Origin of the sequence: Geomobilimonas luticola (genome assembly GCF_018476905.1) — a bacterium.
Taxonomy (GTDB): Bacteria; Desulfobacterota; Desulfuromonadia; order Geobacterales; family Geobacteraceae; genus Geomobilimonas; species Geomobilimonas luticola.
Genome location: NZ_JAHCVK010000001.1, coordinates 284,083 through 306,089, shown reverse-complemented (window position 1 = coordinate 306,089; position 22,007 = coordinate 284,083). Strand labels below are relative to the sequence as shown.

Genomic DNA, 22,007 nt, shown 5'->3' with positions numbered 1-22,007 from the left:
TTTCCCCCCAAGCGACACACTTCCCACGGATTGATTCATTCCCCTTTCCCGGACTCCGTGCTATACTTTATTCCTTCGTGCAGGTACGTAAAACAAGGGGTGGCAATGGACAGCAAAGAACTGCAGGTATTGCTGCAGAACCTGAAAAACGGCGACATCGACGTGGACGACGCGATCCAGAGGCTCAAGCACCTGCCGTTCGAAGATCTCGGCCACGCCAACGTGGACCATCACCGGCAGCTCCGACTCGGCTTCCCCGAGGTGATATTCGGCGAGGGGAAGAGCGTCGGCCAGATGACCCAGATCGTCGCGGCGCTGGTGGACAAAGGGAACAACGTGCTGGTGACGCGGATCGACGAACCCCGTGCCCTGCAGCTCAAGGAGCATTTCCCCAGCCTCGTGTACCACGAGGCTGCCCGCTGCCTGACCCTGGAACAGAAGCCGGTGGAGATAACCGGCCGGGGAAAGATTCTCGTGGTGTCGGCGGGAACATCCGACATCCCGGTTGCCGCCGAGGCGGTGGTTACCGCCCGTCTGCTGGGAAACGAGGTGGAGCAGCTCTACGACGTGGGAGTGGCCGGTATCCACCGTCTGCTGGCACGGAAGGAGCTCCTTTTCACCGCAGCGGTGATCATTGTGGTGGCTGGCATGGAGGGTGCGCTCCCCTCGGTAGTTGCCGGCATGGCAGGGAGGCCGGTCATTGGCGTACCCACCTCCATCGGGTACGGCGCCTCCTTCGGGGGGATTGCCGCATTGCTGGGCATGCTCAATTCCTGCGCCGCCGGGGTGACGGTGGTCAATATCGACAACGGCTTCGGGGCTGCCTGCGCCGCGAGCCTCATGAACCGGGACGAGTGATGAAGATTCTCTATTGTGATTGCGGTGCGGGCATTGCCGGTGACATGACGGTCGCCGCGCTGCTGGAACTGGGGGTGCCACTGGTGCATCTCCGGGACCAGCTGGCGAATCTCCCGCTTCCCCTTTCCAGCTACAGCATCGACGCGGCGCGGGTAACGCGCCGGGGTATGGTGGCGACCCATTTTCAGGTCCGGGTGGAGGAGCACCAGCCCCATCGGCACTATACCGACATTTCCGGGATGATCGAGGCGAGTTCCCTGGCGGCCGGGGTCAAGGAGCGGGCCCAGCGGATCTTTTTCCGGCTGGCGGAGGCTGAAGCCAGGGTCCACGGTGTGGAGATCGGCCATGTCCATTTTCACGAGGTGGGAGGTGTGGACTCCATCGTGGATATCGTCGGAACTGCCATCGCTCTCGACTACCTGGGGGTGACCGAACTCCATGCCTCCTCCCTTCCCCTGGGAAGCGGCTGGGTGGAGACCGCCCATGGCCGGCTGCCGGTGCCGGCACCGGCAACTGCCGAACTCCTCAAGGGAATGCCGGTTCATGGTGATACCGGCCTGGGAGAGCGGGTCACTCCGACCGGCGCGGCCATTCTGGCTGCCCTAGCCACCGGTTTCGGAGCGCCGCCGGCCATGCGGGTGCTCGGCGTCGGCTGTGGCGCCGGGAGCAGGGATTTCTCCGACGTGCCGAACATTCTTCGCCTTGTGCTGGGAGAAAAAGATGGTACCCTTCACCATGACGACGTAATCGTGGCAGAGACCCACATCGACGACATGAACCCGGAAATCTTCGGGTTCCTCATGGAGCGGCTCCTGGAACGGGGGGCGCTCGATGTCGCCTTTGCTCCCCTGCAGATGAAGAAAAACCGCCCCGGCATCAGGCTGACCATCATCTCTTCCCCTTCCCATCTGGATGAACTTGCCCGCATGGTCCTGACGGAAACCACCGCAGCCGGAATCCGCTATTATCCTGCCCGTCGTCTCAAGCTGGAACGGACCATCGAGGAGCGGGAGACCTCCCTCGGACAGGTCCGGGTGAAGGTGTTCCGGGACGGCGCCGGCCTGCTCCGGGTTGCGCCCGAATATGAAGAGTGCCGTCGGCTTGCTCAGGAGAGGGGGCTTCCCCTCCAGGAGGTCTACCGCATCATCGAACGGGAGACGGTCGCGTCATGAGGCGTCTGGTCATCATGCTCGCCACCTGGGGGGGGACCGGCTACAGTCCGGTGGCCTCGGGGACGGTCGGCACCCTGGCAGCGATCCCGTTCTATCTCCTGCTGGCCCGGCTGCCGCTGCCGCTCTACCTGCTGGCCACCCTGCTGTTCAGCTCCTTCGCCTGCTGGATTTCGGGAGAGGCAGAACGGGTCTTCGCCGAAAAGGATTCGGGAAAGATCGTCATCGACGAGGTGGCCGGCTACCTCGTCACCATGATCGCCGTTCCGTTCAGCTGGCAGGGGGTGGTGGCCGGCTTTTTCCTGTTCCGCCTGTTCGACATCACCAAGCCGTTTCCCGCCCGGTATGTTGACCGTAATGTGAAAAACGGCTGCGGTGTGGTGCTGGACGACCTGGTGGCGGGGGTGTATGCCTGCCTGGCGCTCCACCTGCTGCTGAGGTTCCTGTGAAGATTGCCACCCTTTCCATCGGTGACGAACTGCTCTACGGCGAGGTGGTGGATACCAACGCCGGCCGGATCGCCGAACGACTCTACGGAGCGGGGCTGACGGTGCAACGACACCTGACCGTCGGCGACGGGGAGCCGGACATCATGGAGGCCCTGGAACTCCTGGCGGAGAAGAGCGATGCGGTCATCGTCACCGGGGGGCTCGGTCCCACCGTCGACGATATTACCGCCCGTGCTGCCGCCAAGGCCACCGGACGGCGACTGGTGCTCAACGACGAGGCCCTTGTCCATGTCAGGGGAATCTGCGAAAAGCTGGGAGGGAATCTCCATCCCCTCAACGAAAAACAGGCTCTCATGCCGACCAAGTCGACCCTCATCCCCAATCCGGTGGGGACTGCCTGTGGTTTTCACCTGACCCATCAAGGGCGGTACCTGTTCTTCCTCCCGGGGGTGCCGGGAGAGATGCTCCGGATGCTGGGAGACACGGTCATTCCCTTCCTGCTGGAGCGATGCCGCCAGCGGAAGGTGGTCAGGACCCGGGTCCTCAAGGTGTTCGGTCCTTCCGAGGCGGAGGTCGATTTTCTCCTCAAGGAGCTGGCATCGGTCCACGTGGGGATAACGGTGGCTTTCAACGTCATCTTTCCCGAGATCCACGTCAAGCTGCGGGCCGAGGGGGATGGGGAAGGGCTTGTCGTCGACCTGCTGGAGCGGGCCATGGCCGAGGCCCGGGAAAAGCTCAAAGGCGTGGTATTTGCGGAGGATACCGCTACCATGGACAGCGTGGTGGCCGGCCTGTTCCGGGAGAAAGGGCTTACCCTGGCCCTAGCCGAATCCTGTACCGGCGGGCTGGTAGCCAAACGGATTACCGACCAACCGGGGAGTTCGGCCTATTTCCTGGAAGGAGTGGTTACCTACGCCGATGCCGCCAAGTCCAGGTACCTGGAAGTCCCCCCCCAGCTTCTGGCCGAGAAGGGCGCGGTCAGCGGCGAGGTGGCCATGGCCATGGCGAAGGGGATGCGGCGGGCGAGCGGCAGCGACATCGCCCTTGCCGTGACGGGGATAGCCGGTCCGGACGGCGGCACCCCGGAGAAACCGGTCGGCACGGTCTTCATTGCCCTGGCGACCCGGGCCGGTTGCCATGCCAAGCGCTACGCTTTTATCGGTGATCGGGAGGAGATCAGGTCGATTACCGCGTTGACGGCCATGGATTGGCTGCGGCGCCAGTTGTTGACCCCGTAACACACAACCCCAGTAAGTAAGCCCGCCGGTTGTCCGGTGGAGAGCGGTGCCATGACGCCTGCCAGCAGTAATACAACTCTGAAGTCCCTCACGTGGGTTCTCGGACTGATTGTTATCAGCGTCATCCTTGAGGTTCTTCTCTTCTTTAATCACGTCCCTTCGACCCTCTTGTCCCGTCTGTTCGATCTGATAACGCTCTTCGGCCTGGTGACCGCGCTGGTGCTACTGCATATGGCCAGCAGAAAAACGGTCGGCCTGGCAGCGGCCTCCCATTCCCGGGAACTCCTGGAGATGCGGCGAGAAGTGGACAAGACTGCCCTCCGGTACAAGAGCCTCCTGGAAGGGGCCGGCACCGCCATCTTCGTCTTCAACGTCGACAGTGGCATCCTGGAGGAGGTCAACCGGCGGGGAACCGAGCTGTTCGGCTATGGCCAGGAGGAACTGGCCTCCCTGCACGGCAAGGACCTGGTGGCGGAAGACGTGCAGGACAAGTTCACCTCGCTGGTCCTGCGGGTCAGGCGGCGGGGGAGGGTCCGGGTCGGCGGCATAACCTTCCGGCGGAGAAACGGCGAACGGTTTCTCGGGGAAATCGAGGCGCGCCTCATCGACCTCGGCGACGAGAAGGTGGTCCACGCCATCGTCCGGGACGTCACCCAGAAATACCGGTCCGAGCGGGAGGTCCGGCAGCGCAACCGGGAGCTTTCCCTCCTCAATAGCATCGTGGCGCGGGCGAACCAGAGCCTCGACCTTCCCAAGGTGCTTGAGGTAACCCTCAAGGAAAACCTGGAGGTATTTGGCGCCGAGGCGGGGGTGATCCACCTCCTGGGAGAGGATGGCACATCCCTCCGGATGGGTGTCCAGCATAACCTGTCGGATGAGTTCGCCTCACAGGCGGCACGGGACGATCTGCACTGCGGCGGCCCCTGCCAGGTCATGGCCACCCAGCACTGCCACGCCTTTTCCGACCTGCACGAAACCCCCTGCAGAATGGGGCAACTGGCCGTTACCGACGGCTGGCGCGCCATGGTCGGACTTCCCCTGTTTGCCAAGAGCCGCCTCATCGGCATCATGCACGTCATGTCCCACACCCGGCGGACCTATTCGCCGGAAGAACTCACCTTTGGCACCACCATCGGCAACCAGATCGGCATCGTCATCGAGCACGCCATGCTGTTCGCCGAACTCAACCTGAAGACCGGCGAACTGCTCCGCTCCCACCGGTTGCTGGAGAAGAACAGCAGACAGCTTACCCTCTCCCAGCATCGTCTCAAGAAGAACCTTGCCCTCATCGAACAGGCGAACCTGGATCTGGAGCGCCTGGACCGGATGAAAACCCATTTCCTCGGGCTGATATCCCATGAGTTCCGGACCCCCCTGACCGGGATACTCGGCAGTGCCGAGTATCTCCTGGAGAACCGTGGCGGCACCCTGAACAACGAGGAACGGCAGCTGCTGGAGATGATCCACAAGGGGGGGGCGCGCCTCAACGAGATCGTCACCGACCTTCTCAAGGTTGCCCGCCTTGAATCCAAGGCAGCCACCATGATAAGGACGACCCTCCATCTGTCGGAGGTTCTGGATCTGGTTCTCTCCCAGTTCCAGCCGCTTCTGGAAGAACGGGGGCAGACTATTGCGACCCGCGGTGTGGAGTCCCTTCCCCATTTCTCCGGCGACCGGGAATTTCTTACCGATATTTTCATGGAACTGCTTGAAAATGCCATCAAATTCACCCCCGACGGGGGGGGGATCGTTGTCGCTGCCCAGGTGGTCGACCGGGCCGGTCTGATCGGCAAGGAGGAGACCCTCTGTCGTTTCAACCCCCTGTTTTTAGAACAGATGGGAGCCACCTGTTATCTGCAGGTGGCGGTACAGGACAGCGGCATCGGTATCGACGACGACGAACAGCTGCAAATATTCGAGAAGTTTTACGGGATCGGCGACATACGCCACCATTCCAGTGGCTGTCACAAGTTCCAGGGGAAAGGGCCGGGTCTCGGCCTGTCCATCGTCAAGGGAATGGTGGAGGCCCAGGGGGGGATGGTCTGGGTGGAAAGCCCCTTCAGGGATGCCGGCGGGGAGTCGGGCAGCGCCTTCATCTTTCTTCTCCCCATGGAAGAGGGGGTCAGCCAGCCGGCGTTGCCGTTCATGCGCGCCGAATCCGCCCCGGACTTTCACTCCAGACGAGATTGGGGCTCACACCCGCCGGAAGATTCTCCCGCCGGCTGACCGTTCTCCCCCATGCCAGTAAAGATAATGTTGAAAATAGCGTGCTAACTATGCTAGTTTCCATCCGGAAACTATCTGTGGCTACGTTTCTGCCAGTCAGGATGGTCGGGCGGACATCTATTCAAACCGAGGAGGCAAAGTACATGCAGGATAGAGAGAAGGCGATCGACCTGGCGTTGAGCCAGATAGAGAAACAGTTCGGCAAAGGTGCCATCATGCGGCTCGGAAAAGAAGAGCCGTTGCCGGATATCGCTGCCATATCCACCGGCGCCATCTCCCTCGACATGGCCCTCGGCGTCGGCGGGGTTCCCCGGGGGAGGATCATGGAGATATTCGGTCCCGAATCGTCGGGGAAGACGACCCTCGCCCTCCACATCGTGGCGGAGGCCCAGAAACAGGGGGGAATCGCCGCTTTCGTGGATGCCGAGCACGCCCTGGATATCGGTTACGCCCGCAAACTGGGGGTCCGGACCGACGACCTCCTCGTTTCCCAGCCGGACACGGGGGAACAGGCCCTTGAGATAGCGGAAACCCTGGTGAGAAGCGGCGCCATCGACGTGCTGGTCATCGACTCGGTGGCGGCCCTCGTTCCCAAGGCCGAGATCGAAGGTGACATGGGAGACTCCCACATGGGGCTCCAGGCCCGCCTCATGTCCCAGGCCCTGCGCAAGCTCACCGCCATCATCTCCAAGTCCAACTGCTGCGTGATCTTCATCAACCAGATCCGGATGAAGATCGGGGTGATGTTCGGCAACCCGGAAACGACGACGGGGGGGAACGCCCTCAAGTTCTACGCGTCGGTACGTATGGACATCCGGAAGATCGCCAGCCTCAAGCAGGGGAACGACGTCATCGGGTCGCGGACCCGGGTCAAGGTGGTAAAGAACAAGGTAGCCCCCCCCTTCCGGGAGGTTGAGTTCGACATTCTCTATGGCGAAGGGATCTCCCGCGAGGGGGATATCCTCGACATGGCGGTGGAGAAGAACATTATCGAGAAGAGCGGCGCCTGGTTCTCCTACGGCAAGGAACGGATCGGCCAGGGGCGCGAGAACTCCCGGCTGTTCCTCAAGGAGCACCCGGAACTGGTCACGGAGATCGAAACCAGGCTGCTCGGCGAGCTGGGGCTTTCCCGGGGCGCGGCCGCCGAAGCGAAGGCGTAAACCATGGACCTTAACGAGATACTGACCATTGCCGTCAAGGCGCGCGGCTCCGATGTGCACATCAAATCCGGCCTTCCCCCCATCGTCCGGATCGACGGCAAGCTGCGCCCTATCCCCAATGCCCCCCGGCTCTCTCCCGAAATGGTTGCCGACATGGCCTACGGGATCATGAGCGAAAAGCAGAAGAAGCAGTTCGACGAGAGCTACGAGACCGACCTGGCGTATGGTGTGCCGGGATTGGGGCGTTTCCGGGTCAGCGTCTACTCCCAGCGGGGGAGCGTCGCCATGGTGCTCCGTTCCATACCCTTCGGCATCCCTTCCATCGACTCCCTCAACCTGCCGCCGGTCCTCAAGAAGCTCGCCCTGGAGGAGCGCGGCCTGCTTCTGGTTACCGGAACGACGGGGAGCGGCAAGTCCACCACCCTGGCGTCCATGATCGACTACATCAACGACAACCGGACCTGCAACGTCATCACCGTCGAGGACCCGGTGGAGTACCTGCACAAGGACAAGAAGAGCATCGTCAGCCAGCGGGAGGTGGGGTTCGACACCGCCTCGTTCGGCAACGCCCTCCGGAGCGCCCTGCGCCAGGATCCGGATGTCATCCTTGTGGGGGAGATGCGCGACCTGGAAACCATCGAGACCGCGCTGACCGCCTCCGAAACCGGGCACCTCGTCATGTCAACTCTCCACACCCTGGATGCCGCCGAAACCATCAACCGGATCATTTCCGTGTTCCCCCCCTTCCACCAGCGGCAGATCCGGATGCAGCTTTCCAGCGTCATCAAGGGGGTCGTCTCCCAGCGCCTCGTTCCCCGGGCCGACGGCAAGGGGCGGGTGCCTGCCGTCGAGGTAATGATCGGCACCGCCCGGATCCGCGAATGCATCGACGACAAGGAAAAGACCAAGCAGATCCCGGATGCGATTGCCCAGGGGTTCGTCTCCTACGGTATGCAGACCTTCGACCAGTCCCTCATGCAACTCTATACGGGGAAGCTGATTACCTACGAAGAGGCGCTGCGCCAGTCGAGCAACCCCGACGACTTCGCCCTCAAGGTGTCCGGCATTTCGTCCACCTCAAACTCCACCTGGGACCAGTTTGGCGGCGAAGGTGGAGGGGATGGCGAAGGGGACAGCCTGAAGGTGGACAAGTACTGACATGGACCAGGCGCAGCAGGCCTTTGCCGCCGCGCTGCGGATACTTTCACGGCGCGACCACAGCGAGGCCGAACTGCGTCGCAAGCTGGGGGACCGGGAATACCAGGGTGCGGTCCAGGATGGGGTTGTCGCCCGGCTCAAGGATCTGGGATATCTGGATGACCGGCGCTCCGCCCGCCAGTGGGCAGAGTCGGCGGTGCGCAGCGGCCGGGGCTTCGGCCCGAAGCTGCGCATGGAACTGACGCGGCGGGGGTTTTCTCCCGAGATCGTTGCGGAGACCCTGGCCGGGATCGCAGCTCACAACGACGAGCGGGAACTGGTCAGGGAGATCCTGGCCCGGAAATTCCCCGCCTTCGATCCGCTGACGGCGTCGGACCGTGACCGGCGGCGGGTCATGGGGTATCTGCAGCGGCGCGGCTTTTCAGCCGGGCTGCTGTTCAGGGTGTTGCGGGACAATGAGTGAGAGCTGCCGGACCGGCAGCCTTTTTTTACTATTTTCTAAGCAGGGGTGTGCATGACAGGAAAAGAGATCAGAGCGCGTTTTCTCCGCTACTTCCAGGAGCGGGGCCATGCGGTGGTGGCCAGTTCCAGCCTTATTCCCCATAACGATCCGACCCTTCTCTTCACTAACGCGGGGATGAACCAGTTCAAAGACTGCTTCCTCGGGCTCGAAAAGCGGGACTACGTCCGGGCGTGCAGCTCCCAGAAGTGCGTCCGGGCCGGCGGCAAGCACAACGACCTGGAGAACGTGGGCCGGACGGCGCGCCACCACACGTTTTTCGAGATGCTCGGCAATTTCTCCTTCGGCGACTACTTCAAGAAGGAGGCTATCGCTTTCGCCTGGGAGTTCCTCACCAGGGATCTCGGCCTGGACAAGGACCGCCTCTATGTCACCGTCTACCAGGACGACGACGAGGCGGCCGACATCTGGCATCTCCAGGAAGGGGTGCCGCGGGAACGGATCTACCGCTTCGGCGAGAAGGACAATTTCTGGTCCATGGGTGATACGGGCCCCTGCGGTCCCTGCTCCGAGATATTCTGGGACAACGGTCCCGGCACCGGCTGCGGCAGCCCGACCTGCGCGGTGGGATGCGACTGTGACCGGTACATGGAGATATGGAACAACGTCTTCATGCAGTTCAACCGTTCCGCCGACGGTACCCTGACCCCCCTCCCCAAGCCCTCCGTCGACACCGGCATGGGGCTGGAGCGGATCTGCACCGTCATGCAGGGGGTCACCTCCAACTATGATACCGACCTCCTCCAGGGGATCATCCAGTTCGTAGCCAGGCTTTCCGGCAAGCAGTACGGGGCGGACGAGCGGGATTCCGTCTCCATGCGGGTCATTGCCGACCATGCCCGGGCCGTCACCTTCCTGATCTGTGACGGGGCGCTGCCGAGCAATGAGGGACGTGGTTACGTGCTGCGCCGCATCATGCGCCGCGCCGCCCGTCATGCCAAGATGCTCGGTTTCGCCGAACCGATCCTCTACCGGACGGTTGATGCCGTCAACACCCTGCTGGGCGAGGCTTTCCCTGAACTGCTGGAACGGGAGAGCTATATCAAGAAGGTTATCCTGGCGGAGGAGGAGCGCTTTGCCGAGACCCTCGACCGGGGACTCGCCATCCTCAACGATGAGGTTGCGAATCTCAAGAAGTCCGGCCAGACCGTTCTCCCCGGCGAGGCGGTCTTCCGTCTCTACGATACCTTCGGGTTCCCCGTCGACCTGACGGCCGATATCATCGCCGCCGAGGGGATGACCGTGGACGAGGACGGATTCGCCCTCGCCATGGAGCGCCAGCGGAACCAGGCCCGGGAAAACTGGAAGGGATCGGGAGAAGAGGGGATCGCCGAGGTGTACAAATCCCTCCACGGCCAGGGGCTCCGCTCCATCTTCACCGGCTACGACGAACAGACCACCTACGGCGTGGTCTCCGCCCTTATCCGGGGAGGTGAAGCGGTCGGCGAGGCGAACAGCGGCGACGTGGTGGATGTGGTCACCGACAAGACTCCCTTCTACGGCGCCTCGGGGGGGCAGGAAGGTGACCGGGGGACCATCTCCAGCGGCAGCGCCCACCTGGAGGTGACGACGGCACTGCGGCCCTATCCGGACCTGATCGTCCACCGGGCCGTGGTGAAAGACGGGTCCCTACGGGTCGGCGACGCTGTTGATCTGCGGGTGATGGTTCCCGAACGGCTGGCGACTGCCCGCAACCACACGGCGACCCACCTCCTCCAGTCGGCTCTCCGCCAGGTCCTGGGAGACCACGTGAAACAGGCCGGCTCCCTGGTGGAGCACGACCGTCTCCGCTTCGACTTCACCCACTTCTCTGCAGTCACCACCGACGAGTTGCGGCGGGTGGAGGAACTGGTGAACGGTTACATCATGGCCAATGCCCCGGTGGACTCCCAGGAGATGACCACCGCCGAGGCGATGGCGAGCGGCGCCACTGCCCTTTTCGGCGAGAAGTACGGGGAGCGGGTCCGGGTTGTGGCGGTGGGGGATGTGAGCACCGAGCTGTGCGGCGGCACCCATGTCACCGCGGCCGGCGACATTGGCCTGTTCAAGATCCTCTCCGAGAGCGGGATCGCCGCCGGGGTTCGGCGGATAGAGGCCCTTACCGGCACGGGTGCCATCTCCCATGTCCAGCAACTCGAGGATGACCTGCAGCGGGTGGCGGCCATGGTGAAAGCCGAGGGGGGAAGCCCCATCGAGAAGCTGGAGCGCCTCCTCTCCCGGCAGAAGGAGCTGCAGCGGGAGATCGAGACTCTCCAGGCGCGGCTGAACGCCGGCGCGGCGGCCGATCTCCTGGCAGGGGTGAAGGAGGTCGGCGGCGTGAAAGTCCTTGCCGCCGAGGTCAAGGGGGCTGATCCGAAGGGGCTGCGAGAGTTGTCCGACAACCTCAAGGAGCGTCTCGGATCGGGGATCGTGGTACTCGGCTCCACCGGTGACGGCAAGGCAAACTTGCTGGTCGCCGTTTCCCGGGACCTGACAGGCCGGTACAGGGCGGGTGATCTGATCAAGTCCCTCGCTCCCCTCATCGGCGGCAGCGGTGGCGGAAAACCCGAGCTGGCGCAAGCCGGCGGCAGCCGTCCGGAGCAGCTGGCCGACGCCCTGCAGAAGGCATATGATCTCATCAGCGCCACCTCCGCCTGACAACGGTGTACACGACGAGAGCGCCCATGACTGAAACGAGTCAACAGCCCGCCGGAGACCAGGTATCCCGGTCCATACTGATCGTGGACGATGAGGCGATCATTCGCGATCTCTGCAGCAAGGCCCTCAAGGGGTACACGGTGCTGCAGGCGGGTAATGGCGAGGAGGCGCTGGAGATATTCGCCAGGGGAGGGGTCGACGTCGTCCTTACCGACGTCATGATGCCGAGAATGACCGGCATCGAACTCCTGAAGCGGCTCAAGGAGATGGACCCGACGCTCGTGGTCATCGTCATGACCGGCTTTGCCGAGAAGGAGATCATCCTCAATGCCCTCAAGGCGGATGCGGACGATTTCATCTCCAAGCCGCTCAACCTTCTCCAACTCAAGACCGCCGTGGACAAGGCGCTGGACAAGAAGGCCCTCAAGGAAGAGGTAGCCAACCTCAGGAACCTGGACCGACTCAAGTCCAACTTCCTCTCCCTCATCTCCCACAAGTTCCGCACCCCCATCACGTCCATTTCCCTCTTCCTCCAGAACCTGTCCGGCGGGGTGTACGATCCCGACAATCCGGAAAGCCGTCGCAACCTGGGGCTGGTCTACGAAGAGTCGTGCTACCTGGAGCGGCTGGTGGCCGATCTCCTCGCCTTCACGCGGGTGATGGACACGGGGGGACTCAGGCTCGAACCGGTCCTGCTCGGCGACCTGATCATGGAGGCCCTCCAGTCATCCAGGGAGGTCCCCCGCAGGCCGGGGGTGGAAACCCGCTTTGACCTCGAACCGCTCCCCGAGTTCCTCTTTGACCGGGAAAAGATCTCCTTTGCCATCAAGCAGGTGATCGACAATGCCTACAAGTTTTCCCGGGAGACGGGGAGCGTGGTCATTTCCCTTACGCGGGACGGCGATCTCTGCCGGATCACCGTGGAGGACGGAGGGGAAGGGATTGCCCGTGAGGAGCTCCCCAAGGTGTTCGAGAAGTTCTACCAGGTGGACATCGCCAAGACCGGCCAGATCCGCGGGTTCGGTCTCGGCCTCTACTACGCGCGCCAGTTCGTCCGCCTCCATGGCGGCACCATTACCATGGAGAGTGAACCGGGGCGCGGCACCCGGGTCACCATCACCCTTCCGGCGCAATCCCCTCAGCAGCCCTGACACGCTCCTCCCATGTCCACCGGTTCCACCTGCAGTGCTAACCCCTCTTTGCTATTGATTCTTTGGGCTTTTCTGCTATAGTTACACCTTTCGGTTTTGGCAGACGGGGGTTCACCGTCGCTGCCGGCCGCCAGCGACCAGACGGAGAGCCAGGATGCAGAAACTGATCGAAAAAGCCACGACCTTGATGGAAGCGCTTCCCTACATCAGGCGCTTTGCCGGCAAGACCATCGTCATCAAGTACGGCGGCCATGCCATGGCCGACGAGGCGCTCAAGGAGTCCTTCGCCCTCGACGTGATCCTCCTCAAGTCCCTCGGCATCAATCCGGTCGTCGTCCATGGTGGCGGTCCCCAGATCAACGAAACCCTCAAGCGGTACGGCATCGTCTCCGAGTTCGTCAGGGGGATGCGGGTCACCGACGCCGCAACCATGGCGGTGGTGGAGATGGTGCTGACCGGCCAGGTTAACAAGGATGTGGTCGGCTACCTCAACCAGCATGGCGGCCGGGCGGTGGGACTGTCGGGGAAGGACGGCAACCTGCTCCTCTGCAAAAAGCTCCTGCAGGAGGTGAAGCAGGAAGACGGATGCGTGGAACTGGTGGATATCGGTTACGTGGGGGATGTGGTCAAGGTGAACCAGGAGCTGATCCAGACCCTGGAGCACGGCAAGTTCCTCCCCGTCATCGCCCCGGTGGGGGTGGGTGAACAGGGTGAGAGCTACAACATCAACGCCGACCTGGTGGCGGGGAAGGTGGCCGGTGCCCTCAAGGCGGAAAAGCTGATCCTCCTCACCGACGTCGCCGGGGTGAAAAACCAGGCCGGTGAACTGCTGACCAGCATCTCCCTGGATGACGTCCCGGCCCTCATCGACAACGGCACCATCACCGGCGGGATGATCCCCAAGGTGACCTGCTGCGTCGACGCCCTCCGTGAGGGGGTGAAGAAGGCCCACATCGTTGACGGCCGCGTGCTCCACGCGGTATTATTGGAAATATTTACCGACGTAGGTGTTGGAACGGAGATACAGAAATGAAACGCGCCTTTTCCGCAATATCTGCGTAAGTCTTCAGGCCAGCTTGTGCGGCCTAGCGCTGCTAGGCCTCCGCGCTGGCCTTCGACAGCCTTGATCTTGCGAAAAATTCGCGTTTCACGAAAGGTACGAAAAAATGAATTCCGCTGAATGGATTGCCAAAGCTGACAAGTATGTCATGAAGACCTACGGCCGCTACCCCCTCGTCCCGGTGCGGGGGGAGGGGTGCCGGCTCTGGGATGCGGACGGGAAGGAATACCTGGATTTCCTGGCGGGGGTGGCGGTCAACAACCTGGGGCACTGCCATCCCAAGGTGGTGGCGGCCCTGCAGCAGCAGGCGGCGACCCTCATTCACTGCTCCAATTACTATAATATTCCCCAGCAGATCGAGCTGGCGGAGCTGCTCTGTAGCCACTCCTTCGCCGACAAGGCGTTTTTCTGCAACAGCGGCGCCGAGGCCAACGAGGCGGCCATCAAGCTGGCCAGGAAGTACAGCCGCGAGAAGTACGGCGAGAACCGCTATGAGATCATCACCGCTGCCGAGTCGTTCCACGGGCGGACCATGGCGACCGTTTCCGCCACCGGCCAGGAGAAGGTGCAGAAGTTCTTCGACCCGCTCCTCCACGGCTTCCGGCATGTTCCCTTCGACGACGTGCCGGCCCTCAAGGCTGCCATCTCCCCCAATACCTGCGCGGTGATGCTGGAGCCGATCCAGGGGGAAGGAGGGGTGAACGTCCCGTCCCCCGGCTATTTCCAGGCAGTGCGGCAGATCTGCGACGAGCACAACCTGCTCTTCATCTTCGACGAGGTCCAGGTGGGGATGGGGCGGACCGGCAAGCTCTTCGCCCATGAACATTTCGGCGTCACCCCCGACATCATGACCCTGGCCAAGGCGCTGGCCGGCGGCGCCCCCATCGGCACCATGCTGGCGCGGGACGAGGTAGCGGTCGCCTTCTCGCCCGGCACCCACGGCTCAACCTTCGGCGGTAACCCCCTCGTAACCGCGGCGGCAGTGGCGACGGTTAGGACCATTCTGGAGGAGGGGATCCTCAACCGGACCGAGGAGATCGGCGACTACCTCCTGGGTGAACTTGAAGCGCTCAAGGGGAAATACCCCTTCATCACCGAGGTGCGCGGCATCGGCCTCATGATCGGCATGGGCCTCGCCTTTCCCGCCGGAGACATCGTGAAGAAGGGACTGGAGCGAGGAGTGCTCCTCAACGTGACCCACGATACGGTGCTCCGTTTCGTTCCCCCCCTCGTGGTGACCAAGCAGGAAATTGACCGGATGATCGTGATCCTCGACGGCATCCTGGCGGAAATAACCCCCTGAGAGGGGACAAGGACGGACGATGCAGAACCATTTTCTCAAACTGAGCGACTTTACCAAGGGGGAGCTGGACGACCTGTTCACCCTGACCCGGGACCTCAAGGCGAAGCAGAAGAAGGGGGTTGAGCACCATCTCCTCAAGGGGAAGGCCCTCGCCATGATCTTCGAGAAGTCTTCCACCCGGACCCGGATCTCCTTCGAGGTGGGTATCTACCAACTGGGCGGCCATGGCCTCTTCATCTCCTCCGGCACCTCCCAGATGGGGCGGGGGGAGCCGATCAAGGACACGGCCCGGATCCTGGCACGCTACTGCGACGGGGTGATGATCCGCACCTTCGGCCAGGAGATCGTGGACGAGTTCGCCCGATACAGTTCCGTGCCGGTGATCAACGGCCTCACCGACCTGTTCCACCCCTGCCAGATCATGGCTGACCTCTTCACGGTCATCGAGGCGCGGGGGAGCTATGAAGGGCTCAAGATCGCCTGGGTGGGGGACGGCAACAACATGGCCAATACCTGGATCGAGGCGGCGGCAATCTTCGGCTTCGACCTTGCCCTCGCCTGCCCGAAGGGGTACGAGCCGGACGCGCAGGTGATGGCGTGGGCGCAGGCCAAGGCTCCCGGCAGGATCACCCTGACCGGCGACCCGAAAGAGGCGGTAAAGGACGCCGATGTCCTCAACACCGACGTCTGGGCCAGCATGGGGCAGGAGGCGGAGCAGAAGGAGCGGGAAAAGGCGTTCGCCGGCTACCAGCTGGACGAGTCCCTCGTCAACCTGGCCAGGGGGAACTGCATGGTGCTCCACTGTCTCCCCGCCCACCGGGGGGAGGAGATTGCTGACGACGTCATCGAGGGTCCCCATTCGGCGGTCTGGGACGAGGCGGAGAACAGACTGCATATACAAAAAGCCATCATGGCCACCCTGATGGGTTAGGCACGCCGCTTTTCCGCCATCTCAGCGTTGCCCTGCGGAAACTCCTTGTGACTCGGCCTGACGGCCGCCCCCTTCGGGGCGCCTTCGTAGTCCAATTTCACAAGTGCAATTGTACGGCGTAATGCTCCTCATCCTATCCTTCTCCCAAAGGGAGAAGGGATACAGTTATCCTCTTCCTCCGGGAGAGGGTGGCCAAAGGCCGGGTGAGGGCCTCCGCGGGTTTCCTTGGGCGCCTTGACCTGACGAAAAATCGACGTGCCTCAGAATATGTCTTATGAAAAACACGAAAAGGAGAGCGTAATGGCCAAGAAAGAAGTGAAAAAGATCGTCCTCGCCTATTCCGGCGGGCTGGATACCTCCATCATCCTGAAGTGGCTGAAGAACGAGTATGGCTGCCAGGTGGTCACCTTTTCCGCCGACCTGGGACAGGGGGACGAGCTGACCCCGATCCGGGACAAGGCCCTGGCAACCGGCGCGGACAAGGTCTACATCGACGACCTGAAGGAAGAGTTCGTCCGTGACTTCGTCTACCCCATGTTCCGCGCCAATGCCATCTACGAGGGGCACTACCTCCTCGGCACCTCCATCGCCCGCCCGCTCATCGCCAAGCGGCAGATGGAAATCGCGAAGATCGAGGGGGCGGACGCCGTCTCCCACGGCGCCACCGGCAAGGGGAACGACCAGGTCCGCTTCGAGCTCGGCTACTACCACTTCGACCCTGCCATCACGGTCATCGCGCCGTGGCGGGAGTGGAAGCTCAACAGCCGCCAAGCCCTGATCTCCTACGCCAAGAAGAACGGCATCCCGATCCCGATCACCAAGAAGCGCCCCTGGTCGAGCGATCGGAACCTCCTCCACATCTCCTTCGAGGGGGGCATCCTGGAGGACACCTGGGCTGAGGCGCCCGAAGAGATGTACGTCCTCACCGTCAAGCCGGAGAAGGCACCCAACAAGCCCCAGTACGTGGAGATCGAGTTCAGGAACGGCAACGCGGTGGCGGTGGATGGCGAAAAGATGAGCCCGGCGCAGCTCCTGGCCCATCTGAACTACATCGGCGGCCAGCACGGCATCGGCCGGGTTGACCTGCTGGAGAACCGCTCGGTCGGGATGAAGTCCCGGGGCGTCTACGAGACCCCGGGGGGCACCATCCTCCGCGAGGCCCACATGGCGGTTGAACAGATCACCATGGACCGGGAGGTGCTGCGGATTCGCGACTCCCTCATCCCCCAGTACGCCTGGCAGGTCTACGCAGGCTACTGGTTCTCCCCGGAACGGCTCATGCTCCAGACCCTTATCGACGATTCGCAAAAAACGGTGAACGGTGTGGCCCGCCTGAAGCTCTACAAGGGGCACTGCCGCACTGTCGGGCGCAAGTCCGAGACCGACTCCCTCTTCAACCTGGACTTCGCCACGTTCGAGAAGGACAAGGTCTACAACCAGGCCGACGCCGAAGGGTTCATCAAGATCAACAGCTTGCGGATGCGGATTCAGTCACTCATGCAGGCCAACAAGAAAAAATGACCCACGGGGGTGCCCCCTGGGTGCCCCTTCAAATCTCTATCTGCAGGGACACGGCCGCCGTGTCCCTGGTTTGTTTATGCCCAAGATAAAATATCGCAAAGAACATATCGTCACGTCGGTGGTGGCGGTCATCGTCGATGCCGACGAGCGGGTCCTCCTGACCAAGCGGAACATCCAGCCGTTCCAGGATCTCTGGGTCATGCCCGGCGGCAAGATTGACCTGGGTGAGCCGATCATGAAGGCGCTCCACCGGGAGGTGATGGAGGAGGTCGGCCTGGAGGTTGAGGTGGAGGACCTGGTCGACGTCTTCGAACACCTGACGCCGGGGGACGACAACGACCATTTCATCATCCTCTACTACCTCTGCCGCCCCCTCTCCTGTGCCATCAACCACAATCCGGGGGAGGTGGCCGAGGCCCGCTGGGTGCCGCGGGGAGAGCTGCCACAGTATGCCATGCCGGACGGGGCGAGATTCATACTGGGGAAGATATTCCCGGAGCTGTGTAGCTGCGACGTTTGAGGGAGCGCGCTGCCCTCATCCTATCCTTCTCCCAGAGGGAGAAGGGATACAGTTACCCTCTCCCTTTGGGAGAGGGTGGCTAAAGGCCGGGTGAGGGACTCCGCGCAATCCCTTGACAGCCTTGATCTTGCGAAAAAATCGCGCTCCGATAAATGTGCTTAAATCTTTTTTTCTCTGTGTCCTCTGTGGTAGAGAAAAAGGTTCTCATGGTCCAGATTATCGACAAAAAAGTGAATCTGGAATTCCCCTTGGGGCATCACCTCCATTGCCTCATCGCCCAGATACCCAACCATCTGCGGCGGGCCGAGGCGGGATTCGCCCTGGCGGAACCGGTGCGGAAGTGGGCCCAGGTAGAGGCGCTCCTCGACCTGGTGGCGGCGGGGGAGAGCAACCTGAAGAAGCTCCACTTCCTCATGCTCCCCGAGAGCTCCATCCCCTTTGCTCGCTTCGACGACCTGCTGGAGAGAATCCGGGCCGGCTTCCGCCCCAATACGGTCACCATGTTCGGGGTGGAACATGTCACCCTGAAGGTCTTCCGGGAGCTGCTGGAGCGGTTCCGGGATGACAACGGCGAGGCGATCGAGCTGGTGGACCGGGACATCGATTCCGGCGACGTGCTGGAGATGCCGGTCAACTGGTGCTGTACGGCGGTCAAGGAGGCGGACGGCAGGCTGCGGGTCTTCCTGGAGGCCAAGTCCCACCCGTTCCACGGGGAGGAGTTTCTCGACAAGGTCCATGACCTGTACCGGGGGCGCCATTTTTACCTGTTCCGGAGCCGCCCCTCCTGTTTCAATTTCATGGTGCTGATCTGTCTCGACTACCTCTACCGGGACCTCTACGCCTCCAACATCCGGCAGATCGTCGACCATGCCAATCAGCTCTATTTCTCCACCCGGCAGGGGCTCGACGCCCTGTTCGTCATCCAGTGCAACCCCAAGCCGGAGCACCGGGCCTACTGGGAGGTCCTGACCGGCTTTTACGGCGAATACCTGGAGGACACCCCCGGCGTGCGGGAAACGGTGACGGTCTTCGGCAACGCCTCGGCCGAGACCCGGATCGAGGACGCTCCCGCTGCCGGCGAGTTCGGCCGGTCGGCGGTGGTCATCAACCGCCACCACAAGCTGGCGAAGGTGGAGCTGCCGGAGTTCGCCACCGACGACTTCGGTGGTGCGCCCCTCTGCCGGCTCCGGTTCGGCACCGGCACCCGGCTCTACTACTTCAACCTCCCCCAGCACCACGAGCTCGACCCCCGCACCACCCGGGTTCCCCTCAAGGTCCACGCCATCATGCGCTGGTCGACGGAGGAGCGGTGGGTGAGGGTGACGGGGGAGGAGATGGTGGGGGGGTTCGAGATCGGCCAGGAGGTATAGAAACGGCCCTTTTCCGCAATCTCGGCGTTGGCCTTCAGGATTCCTTGTGACTCGGCCTGCGGCCGCCCCCTTCGGGGCGCCTTCGCGGTCCAATTTCGCAAGCGAAATTGTGCGGCGTAGCGTTGTTTATGCCCGTTGTTTGGGTACTACGCCTCCGCGTCATCCTTCGGCCGCCTTGACCTTGCGAAAAATTGCTCGTTTCTAGTAGAAACAGGCACTAAAACTCAAATAAGACAGTTTTTCATAGAAGGAGATACACCATGTCCAAGGAATGTACCGATAAACTTTGGGGGGGGCGGTTTTCCCAGCCGACCGACAAGTTCGTGGAGGAGTTCACGGCCTCCATCGATTTTGACAAGCGCCTCTACCACCAGGATATCCGCGGCTCCATCGCCCATGCCCGGATGCTCGGCAAGCAAGGGATCATCCCCCTGGCTGACGTGGAGAAGATCGTCCATGGCCTCCAGGAGATCCTCGACCAGATCGAGGCGGGGAAGTTCGACTTTTCCGTTTCCCTGGAAGATATCCATATGAACATCGAGGCGCGCCTCTCGGCGAAGATCGGCGAGGCGGGGAAACGGCTCCACACCGGCCGCTCCCGCAACGACCAGGTGGCCCTGGACATTCGCCTCTACCTCCGGGACGAACTGGTGGAGATATCCGCCTACCTCGATCTCCTCATCGACTCCCTCCTGTCCCAGGCGGAGAAGAACCTGGACGTCATCATGCCGGGCTACACCCACCTCCAGACCGCCCAGCCGATCCTCTTCGCCCACCACATGCTCGCCTACGTGGAGATGTTCAAAAGGGACAAGGGGCGGATGGAGGACTGCCTCCGGCGGATGAACGTTCTTCCCCTCGGGGCGGGCGCCCTGGCCGGGACCACCTTCCCCATCGACCGGGAGCACGTTGCCGAGCTCCTGGACTTCCCGGAGGTCACCCGCAACTCCCTCGATTCCGTCTCCGATCGCGACTTCGCCCTGGAGTTCATGTCTGCCAGTTCGATCCTGATGATGCACCTCTCCCGCTTCTCGGAGGAGCTGATCCTCTGGTCCACGAGCGAGTTCAAGTTCGTCGACCTCTCCGACTCCTTCTGCACCGGTTCCTCCATCATGCCCCAGAAGAAGAACCCGGACGTCCCCGAACTGGTGCGGGGGAAGACCGGCCGGGTCTACGGCAACCTGATGGCCCTCCTCACCGTCATGAAGTCGCTCCCCCTCGCCTACAACAAGGACATGCAGGAGGACAAGGAGCCACTGTTCGACACCATCGACACGGTGAAGGGGAGCCTCAAGATCTTCGCCGACATGATCCGGGAGATGAAAGTGAACGCCGCCACCATGCGCCAGGCGGCGGCCAAGGGGTTTTCCACCGCCACCGACGTGGCCGATTATCTCGTCCGGAAGGGGATGCCGTTCCGGGATGCCCACGAGGTGGTGGGGAAATCGGTGGCCTATTGTCTCTCCCGCGGCAAGGACCTGCCGGAGCTGACCATGGAGGAGTGGCAGGGGTTCTCGGACAAGATCGACGCCGACATCTACGACGCCATCACCCTGGAGGCGAGCGTCAACGCCCGCCGCGCCACGGGGGGGACGGCGCTGGAGCGGGTCAAGGCCGAGATCGAGCGGGTCAAGTCGGGACGGTAACCGTGCCACGGGCTTACCCCGCTGTGAATCAGCGAGGAGTGAGCGTTCCATGAAGCGAATGTGCCCGAGTACCAGCAGCGGTAGGCGAAATTGAGCAGAGCCAACCGGCAGGCTGGCGCGAAATGAGCCGTACCGCGGCGGTGCGAGGGGACTCTGAGCGGAATGGAGCGCTCACTCCTCTAAATCCAGAATTACTTTCACTGAACGGGACAACACCATGGGCAGATTATTCGTGATGATAGTGCTGATGTCGCTGCTTGCCGCCTGCGGCCGCAAAGGTGGCCTCGTCCCACCCGACTCCCTGGTGCCGGCGGCCGTCGCCGACCTGCGGGCGGAGCAGAAGGGTGAGCAATTCTACGTCACCTGGTCGGCCCCCTCCCGCGATGCGGGCGGGAAACCGCTCAAGGACCTGGCGGGGTTCCGGCTGTTCCGCCGCGAGGTGCTCCCCCCCGACGAGGACTGCGAGAGCTGCCCCACCGCCTATGGTCTCCTTCAGCAGGTGGACCTGGAGTTCCCCAAGGGGGTCCAGCTCTACAACAACCTCTACATCTTCACCGATACCGGCCTGAAGGACGGCACCACCTACCAGTACAAGCTGGTCGCCTACAACAAGGAGGGTGCGGAAAGCGCCCCCTCCCGGGCCCGCAGCAAGAAAGTCGCCTCCCCCGCAGCTCCCCGGCTGACCGCCACATCCACCCCCACCGGCGTCACCCTGGAATGGCAGCCGGCATCCGGCGCCGGGACGGACCGTGCAGGCTTCAACGTCTACCGCCGGCGGGGGAGCGACATCGCCACCCTGGCGCTCCTCACCCCCCAGCCGGTGAAGGGAAACCGCTACGAGGACCTGCACGCCGATTTCGGCGTCACCTACACCTACATGGTGCGGGAAGTGGCCTCGTCCGACGGACAGCTCGTGGAGGGGGCTATCTCCAACGAAGTGACGGGCGCCCAGGCGTTGCCGGAGTAACGCCGGTAGATTCCCCTCCATCGAGCTGTTCGGCCCCCTCCCTTCCGTTCCGTTCCGTGCCACGGGGTATGACCGCCCCGTAACCCCCTACCACACCGTAATATTTTGACTTTTACCCTCCCG

18 protein-coding genes are annotated in these 22,007 nt (G+C 62.6%); all 18 read left to right on the top strand.

Features of this window, described 5'->3' with window-relative positions:
* The first annotated feature begins 105 nt into the window (after positions 1-105).
* The 18 genes from larB to KI810_RS01380 all read left to right on the top strand — a co-directional run bounded on the left by larB (position 106) and on the right by KI810_RS01380 (position 21,884).
* Positions 106-858 carry a nickel pincer cofactor biosynthesis protein LarB gene (larB, locus tag KI810_RS01465; RefSeq protein WP_214173713.1) on the top strand — a complete coding sequence of 251 codons (753 nt, stop codon included), beginning with the start codon at positions 106-108 and terminating at the stop codon, positions 856-858.
* Entirely contained in the window at positions 858-2,030 is a 1,173-nt protein-coding gene (gene larC / locus KI810_RS01460; protein WP_214173712.1) for a nickel pincer cofactor biosynthesis protein LarC, read from the top strand. The genes larB and larC overlap by 1 nt, the downstream gene beginning before the upstream one ends.
* The gene (locus KI810_RS01455) at positions 2,027-2,476 is read left to right on the top strand and encodes a phosphatidylglycerophosphatase A family protein (protein ID WP_214173711.1); all 450 of its coding nucleotides are present in this window, start codon (positions 2,027-2,029) and stop codon (positions 2,474-2,476) included. Before larC ends, KI810_RS01455 begins: the two co-directional genes overlap by 4 nt.
* Positions 2,473-3,714 carry a competence/damage-inducible protein A gene (locus tag KI810_RS01450; RefSeq protein WP_214173710.1) on the top strand — a complete coding sequence of 414 codons (1,242 nt, stop codon included), beginning with the start codon at positions 2,473-2,475 and terminating at the stop codon, positions 3,712-3,714. The genes KI810_RS01455 and KI810_RS01450 overlap by 4 nt, the downstream gene beginning before the upstream one ends.
* 51 nt (positions 3,715-3,765) lie before the next feature.
* The gene (locus tag KI810_RS01445; protein ID WP_214173709.1) at positions 3,766-5,940 is read left to right on the top strand and encodes a sensor histidine kinase; all 2,175 of its coding nucleotides are present in this window, start codon (positions 3,766-3,768) and stop codon (positions 5,938-5,940) included.
* Positions 5,941-6,083: 143 nt separating this feature from the next.
* Positions 6,084-7,100: a recombinase RecA gene (recA, locus tag KI810_RS01440; protein ID WP_214173708.1), complete on the top strand. Its 1,017-nt coding sequence runs from the start codon at positions 6,084-6,086 to the stop codon at positions 7,098-7,100.
* A 3-nt stretch (positions 7,101-7,103) separates the two neighbouring features.
* Entirely contained in the window at positions 7,104-8,258 is a 1,155-nt protein-coding gene (locus tag KI810_RS01435) for a type IV pilus twitching motility protein PilT (protein ID WP_214173707.1), read from the top strand.
* 1 nt (position 8,259) lies between these two features.
* Positions 8,260-8,721 (top strand): regulatory protein RecX, encoded by a 462-nt coding sequence (locus KI810_RS01430; RefSeq protein WP_214173706.1) that lies wholly within the window; start codon positions 8,260-8,262, stop codon positions 8,719-8,721.
* Positions 8,722-8,772: 51 nt separating this feature from the next.
* Positions 8,773-11,415: an alanine--tRNA ligase gene (gene alaS, locus KI810_RS01425; protein WP_214173705.1), complete on the top strand. Its 2,643-nt coding sequence runs from the start codon at positions 8,773-8,775 to the stop codon at positions 11,413-11,415.
* A gap of 26 nt (positions 11,416-11,441) precedes the next feature.
* Positions 11,442-12,566, top strand: coding sequence for an ATP-binding response regulator (locus tag KI810_RS01420; protein ID WP_214173704.1), 1,125 nt, complete (start codon positions 11,442-11,444; stop codon positions 12,564-12,566).
* Positions 12,567-12,720: 154 nt separating this feature from the next.
* Positions 12,721-13,599: an acetylglutamate kinase gene (gene argB / locus KI810_RS01415; RefSeq protein ID WP_214173703.1), complete on the top strand. Its 879-nt coding sequence runs from the start codon at positions 12,721-12,723 to the stop codon at positions 13,597-13,599.
* Between the two features lie 133 nt (positions 13,600-13,732).
* Positions 13,733-14,929: an acetylornithine transaminase gene (locus KI810_RS01410; protein WP_214173702.1), complete on the top strand. Its 1,197-nt coding sequence runs from the start codon at positions 13,733-13,735 to the stop codon at positions 14,927-14,929.
* A 19-nt stretch (positions 14,930-14,948) separates the two neighbouring features.
* A complete protein-coding gene (argF, locus tag KI810_RS01405) occupies positions 14,949-15,860 on the top strand; it encodes an ornithine carbamoyltransferase (protein ID WP_214173701.1) in 912 nt (303 codons plus the stop codon).
* 300 nt (positions 15,861-16,160) lie between these two features.
* Positions 16,161-17,381, top strand: coding sequence for an argininosuccinate synthase (locus KI810_RS01400; protein WP_214173700.1), 1,221 nt, complete (start codon positions 16,161-16,163; stop codon positions 17,379-17,381).
* A 76-nt stretch (positions 17,382-17,457) separates the two neighbouring features.
* Positions 17,458-17,901: an NUDIX domain-containing protein gene (locus tag KI810_RS01395; protein ID WP_214173699.1), complete on the top strand. Its 444-nt coding sequence runs from the start codon at positions 17,458-17,460 to the stop codon at positions 17,899-17,901.
* 206 nt (positions 17,902-18,107) lie between these two features.
* On the top strand, positions 18,108-19,271 hold the full coding sequence (locus KI810_RS01390) for a hypothetical protein (protein ID WP_214174680.1): 1,164 nt from the start codon (positions 18,108-18,110) through the stop codon (positions 19,269-19,271).
* A gap of 260 nt (positions 19,272-19,531) precedes the next feature.
* Positions 19,532-20,917, top strand: a complete 1,386-nt coding sequence (gene argH / locus KI810_RS01385) for an argininosuccinate lyase (RefSeq protein ID WP_214173698.1) — start codon at positions 19,532-19,534, stop codon at positions 20,915-20,917.
* A gap of 217 nt (positions 20,918-21,134) precedes the next feature.
* Positions 21,135-21,884 carry a fibronectin type III domain-containing protein gene (locus tag KI810_RS01380; protein WP_214173697.1) on the top strand — a complete coding sequence of 250 codons (750 nt, stop codon included), beginning with the start codon at positions 21,135-21,137 and terminating at the stop codon, positions 21,882-21,884.
* Positions 21,885-22,007 lie beyond the last annotated feature (123 nt).

Excerpts from the sequence above, each read along its gene's own strand:
- KI810_RS01410 (WP_214173702.1), top strand. The coding sequence starts at position 13,733 with ATGAATTCCGCTGAATGGATTGCCAAAGCTGACAAGTATGTCATGAAG.
- KI810_RS01380 (WP_214173697.1), top strand. The coding sequence starts at position 21,135 with ATGGGCAGATTATTCGTGATGATAGTGCTGATGTCGCTGCTTGCCGCC.
- argH (WP_214173698.1), top strand. The coding sequence starts at position 19,532 with ATGTCCAAGGAATGTACCGATAAACTTTGGGGGGGGCGGTTTTCCCAG.
- KI810_RS01445 (WP_214173709.1), top strand. The coding sequence starts at position 3,766 with ATGACGCCTGCCAGCAGTAATACAACTCTGAAGTCCCTCACGTGGGTT.
- argB (WP_214173703.1), top strand. The coding sequence starts at position 12,721 with ATGCAGAAACTGATCGAAAAAGCCACGACCTTGATGGAAGCGCTTCCC.
- argF (WP_214173701.1), top strand. The coding sequence starts at position 14,949 with ATGCAGAACCATTTTCTCAAACTGAGCGACTTTACCAAGGGGGAGCTG.
- alaS (WP_214173705.1), top strand. The coding sequence starts at position 8,773 with ATGACAGGAAAAGAGATCAGAGCGCGTTTTCTCCGCTACTTCCAGGAG.
- larB (WP_214173713.1), top strand. The coding sequence starts at position 106 with ATGGACAGCAAAGAACTGCAGGTATTGCTGCAGAACCTGAAAAACGGC.
- recA (WP_214173708.1), top strand. The coding sequence starts at position 6,084 with ATGCAGGATAGAGAGAAGGCGATCGACCTGGCGTTGAGCCAGATAGAG.
- KI810_RS01395 (WP_214173699.1), top strand. The coding sequence starts at position 17,458 with ATGCCCAAGATAAAATATCGCAAAGAACATATCGTCACGTCGGTGGTG.
- KI810_RS01435 (WP_214173707.1), top strand. The coding sequence starts at position 7,104 with ATGGACCTTAACGAGATACTGACCATTGCCGTCAAGGCGCGCGGCTCC.
- KI810_RS01455 (WP_214173711.1), top strand. The coding sequence starts at position 2,027 with ATGAGGCGTCTGGTCATCATGCTCGCCACCTGGGGGGGGACCGGCTAC.
- KI810_RS01430 (WP_214173706.1), top strand. The coding sequence starts at position 8,260 with ATGGACCAGGCGCAGCAGGCCTTTGCCGCCGCGCTGCGGATACTTTCA.
- KI810_RS01390 (WP_214174680.1), top strand. The coding sequence starts at position 18,108 with ATGGTCCAGATTATCGACAAAAAAGTGAATCTGGAATTCCCCTTGGGG.
- KI810_RS01400 (WP_214173700.1), top strand. The coding sequence starts at position 16,161 with ATGGCCAAGAAAGAAGTGAAAAAGATCGTCCTCGCCTATTCCGGCGGG.
- larC (WP_214173712.1), top strand. The coding sequence starts at position 858 with ATGAAGATTCTCTATTGTGATTGCGGTGCGGGCATTGCCGGTGACATG.
- KI810_RS01420 (WP_214173704.1), top strand. The coding sequence starts at position 11,442 with ATGACTGAAACGAGTCAACAGCCCGCCGGAGACCAGGTATCCCGGTCC.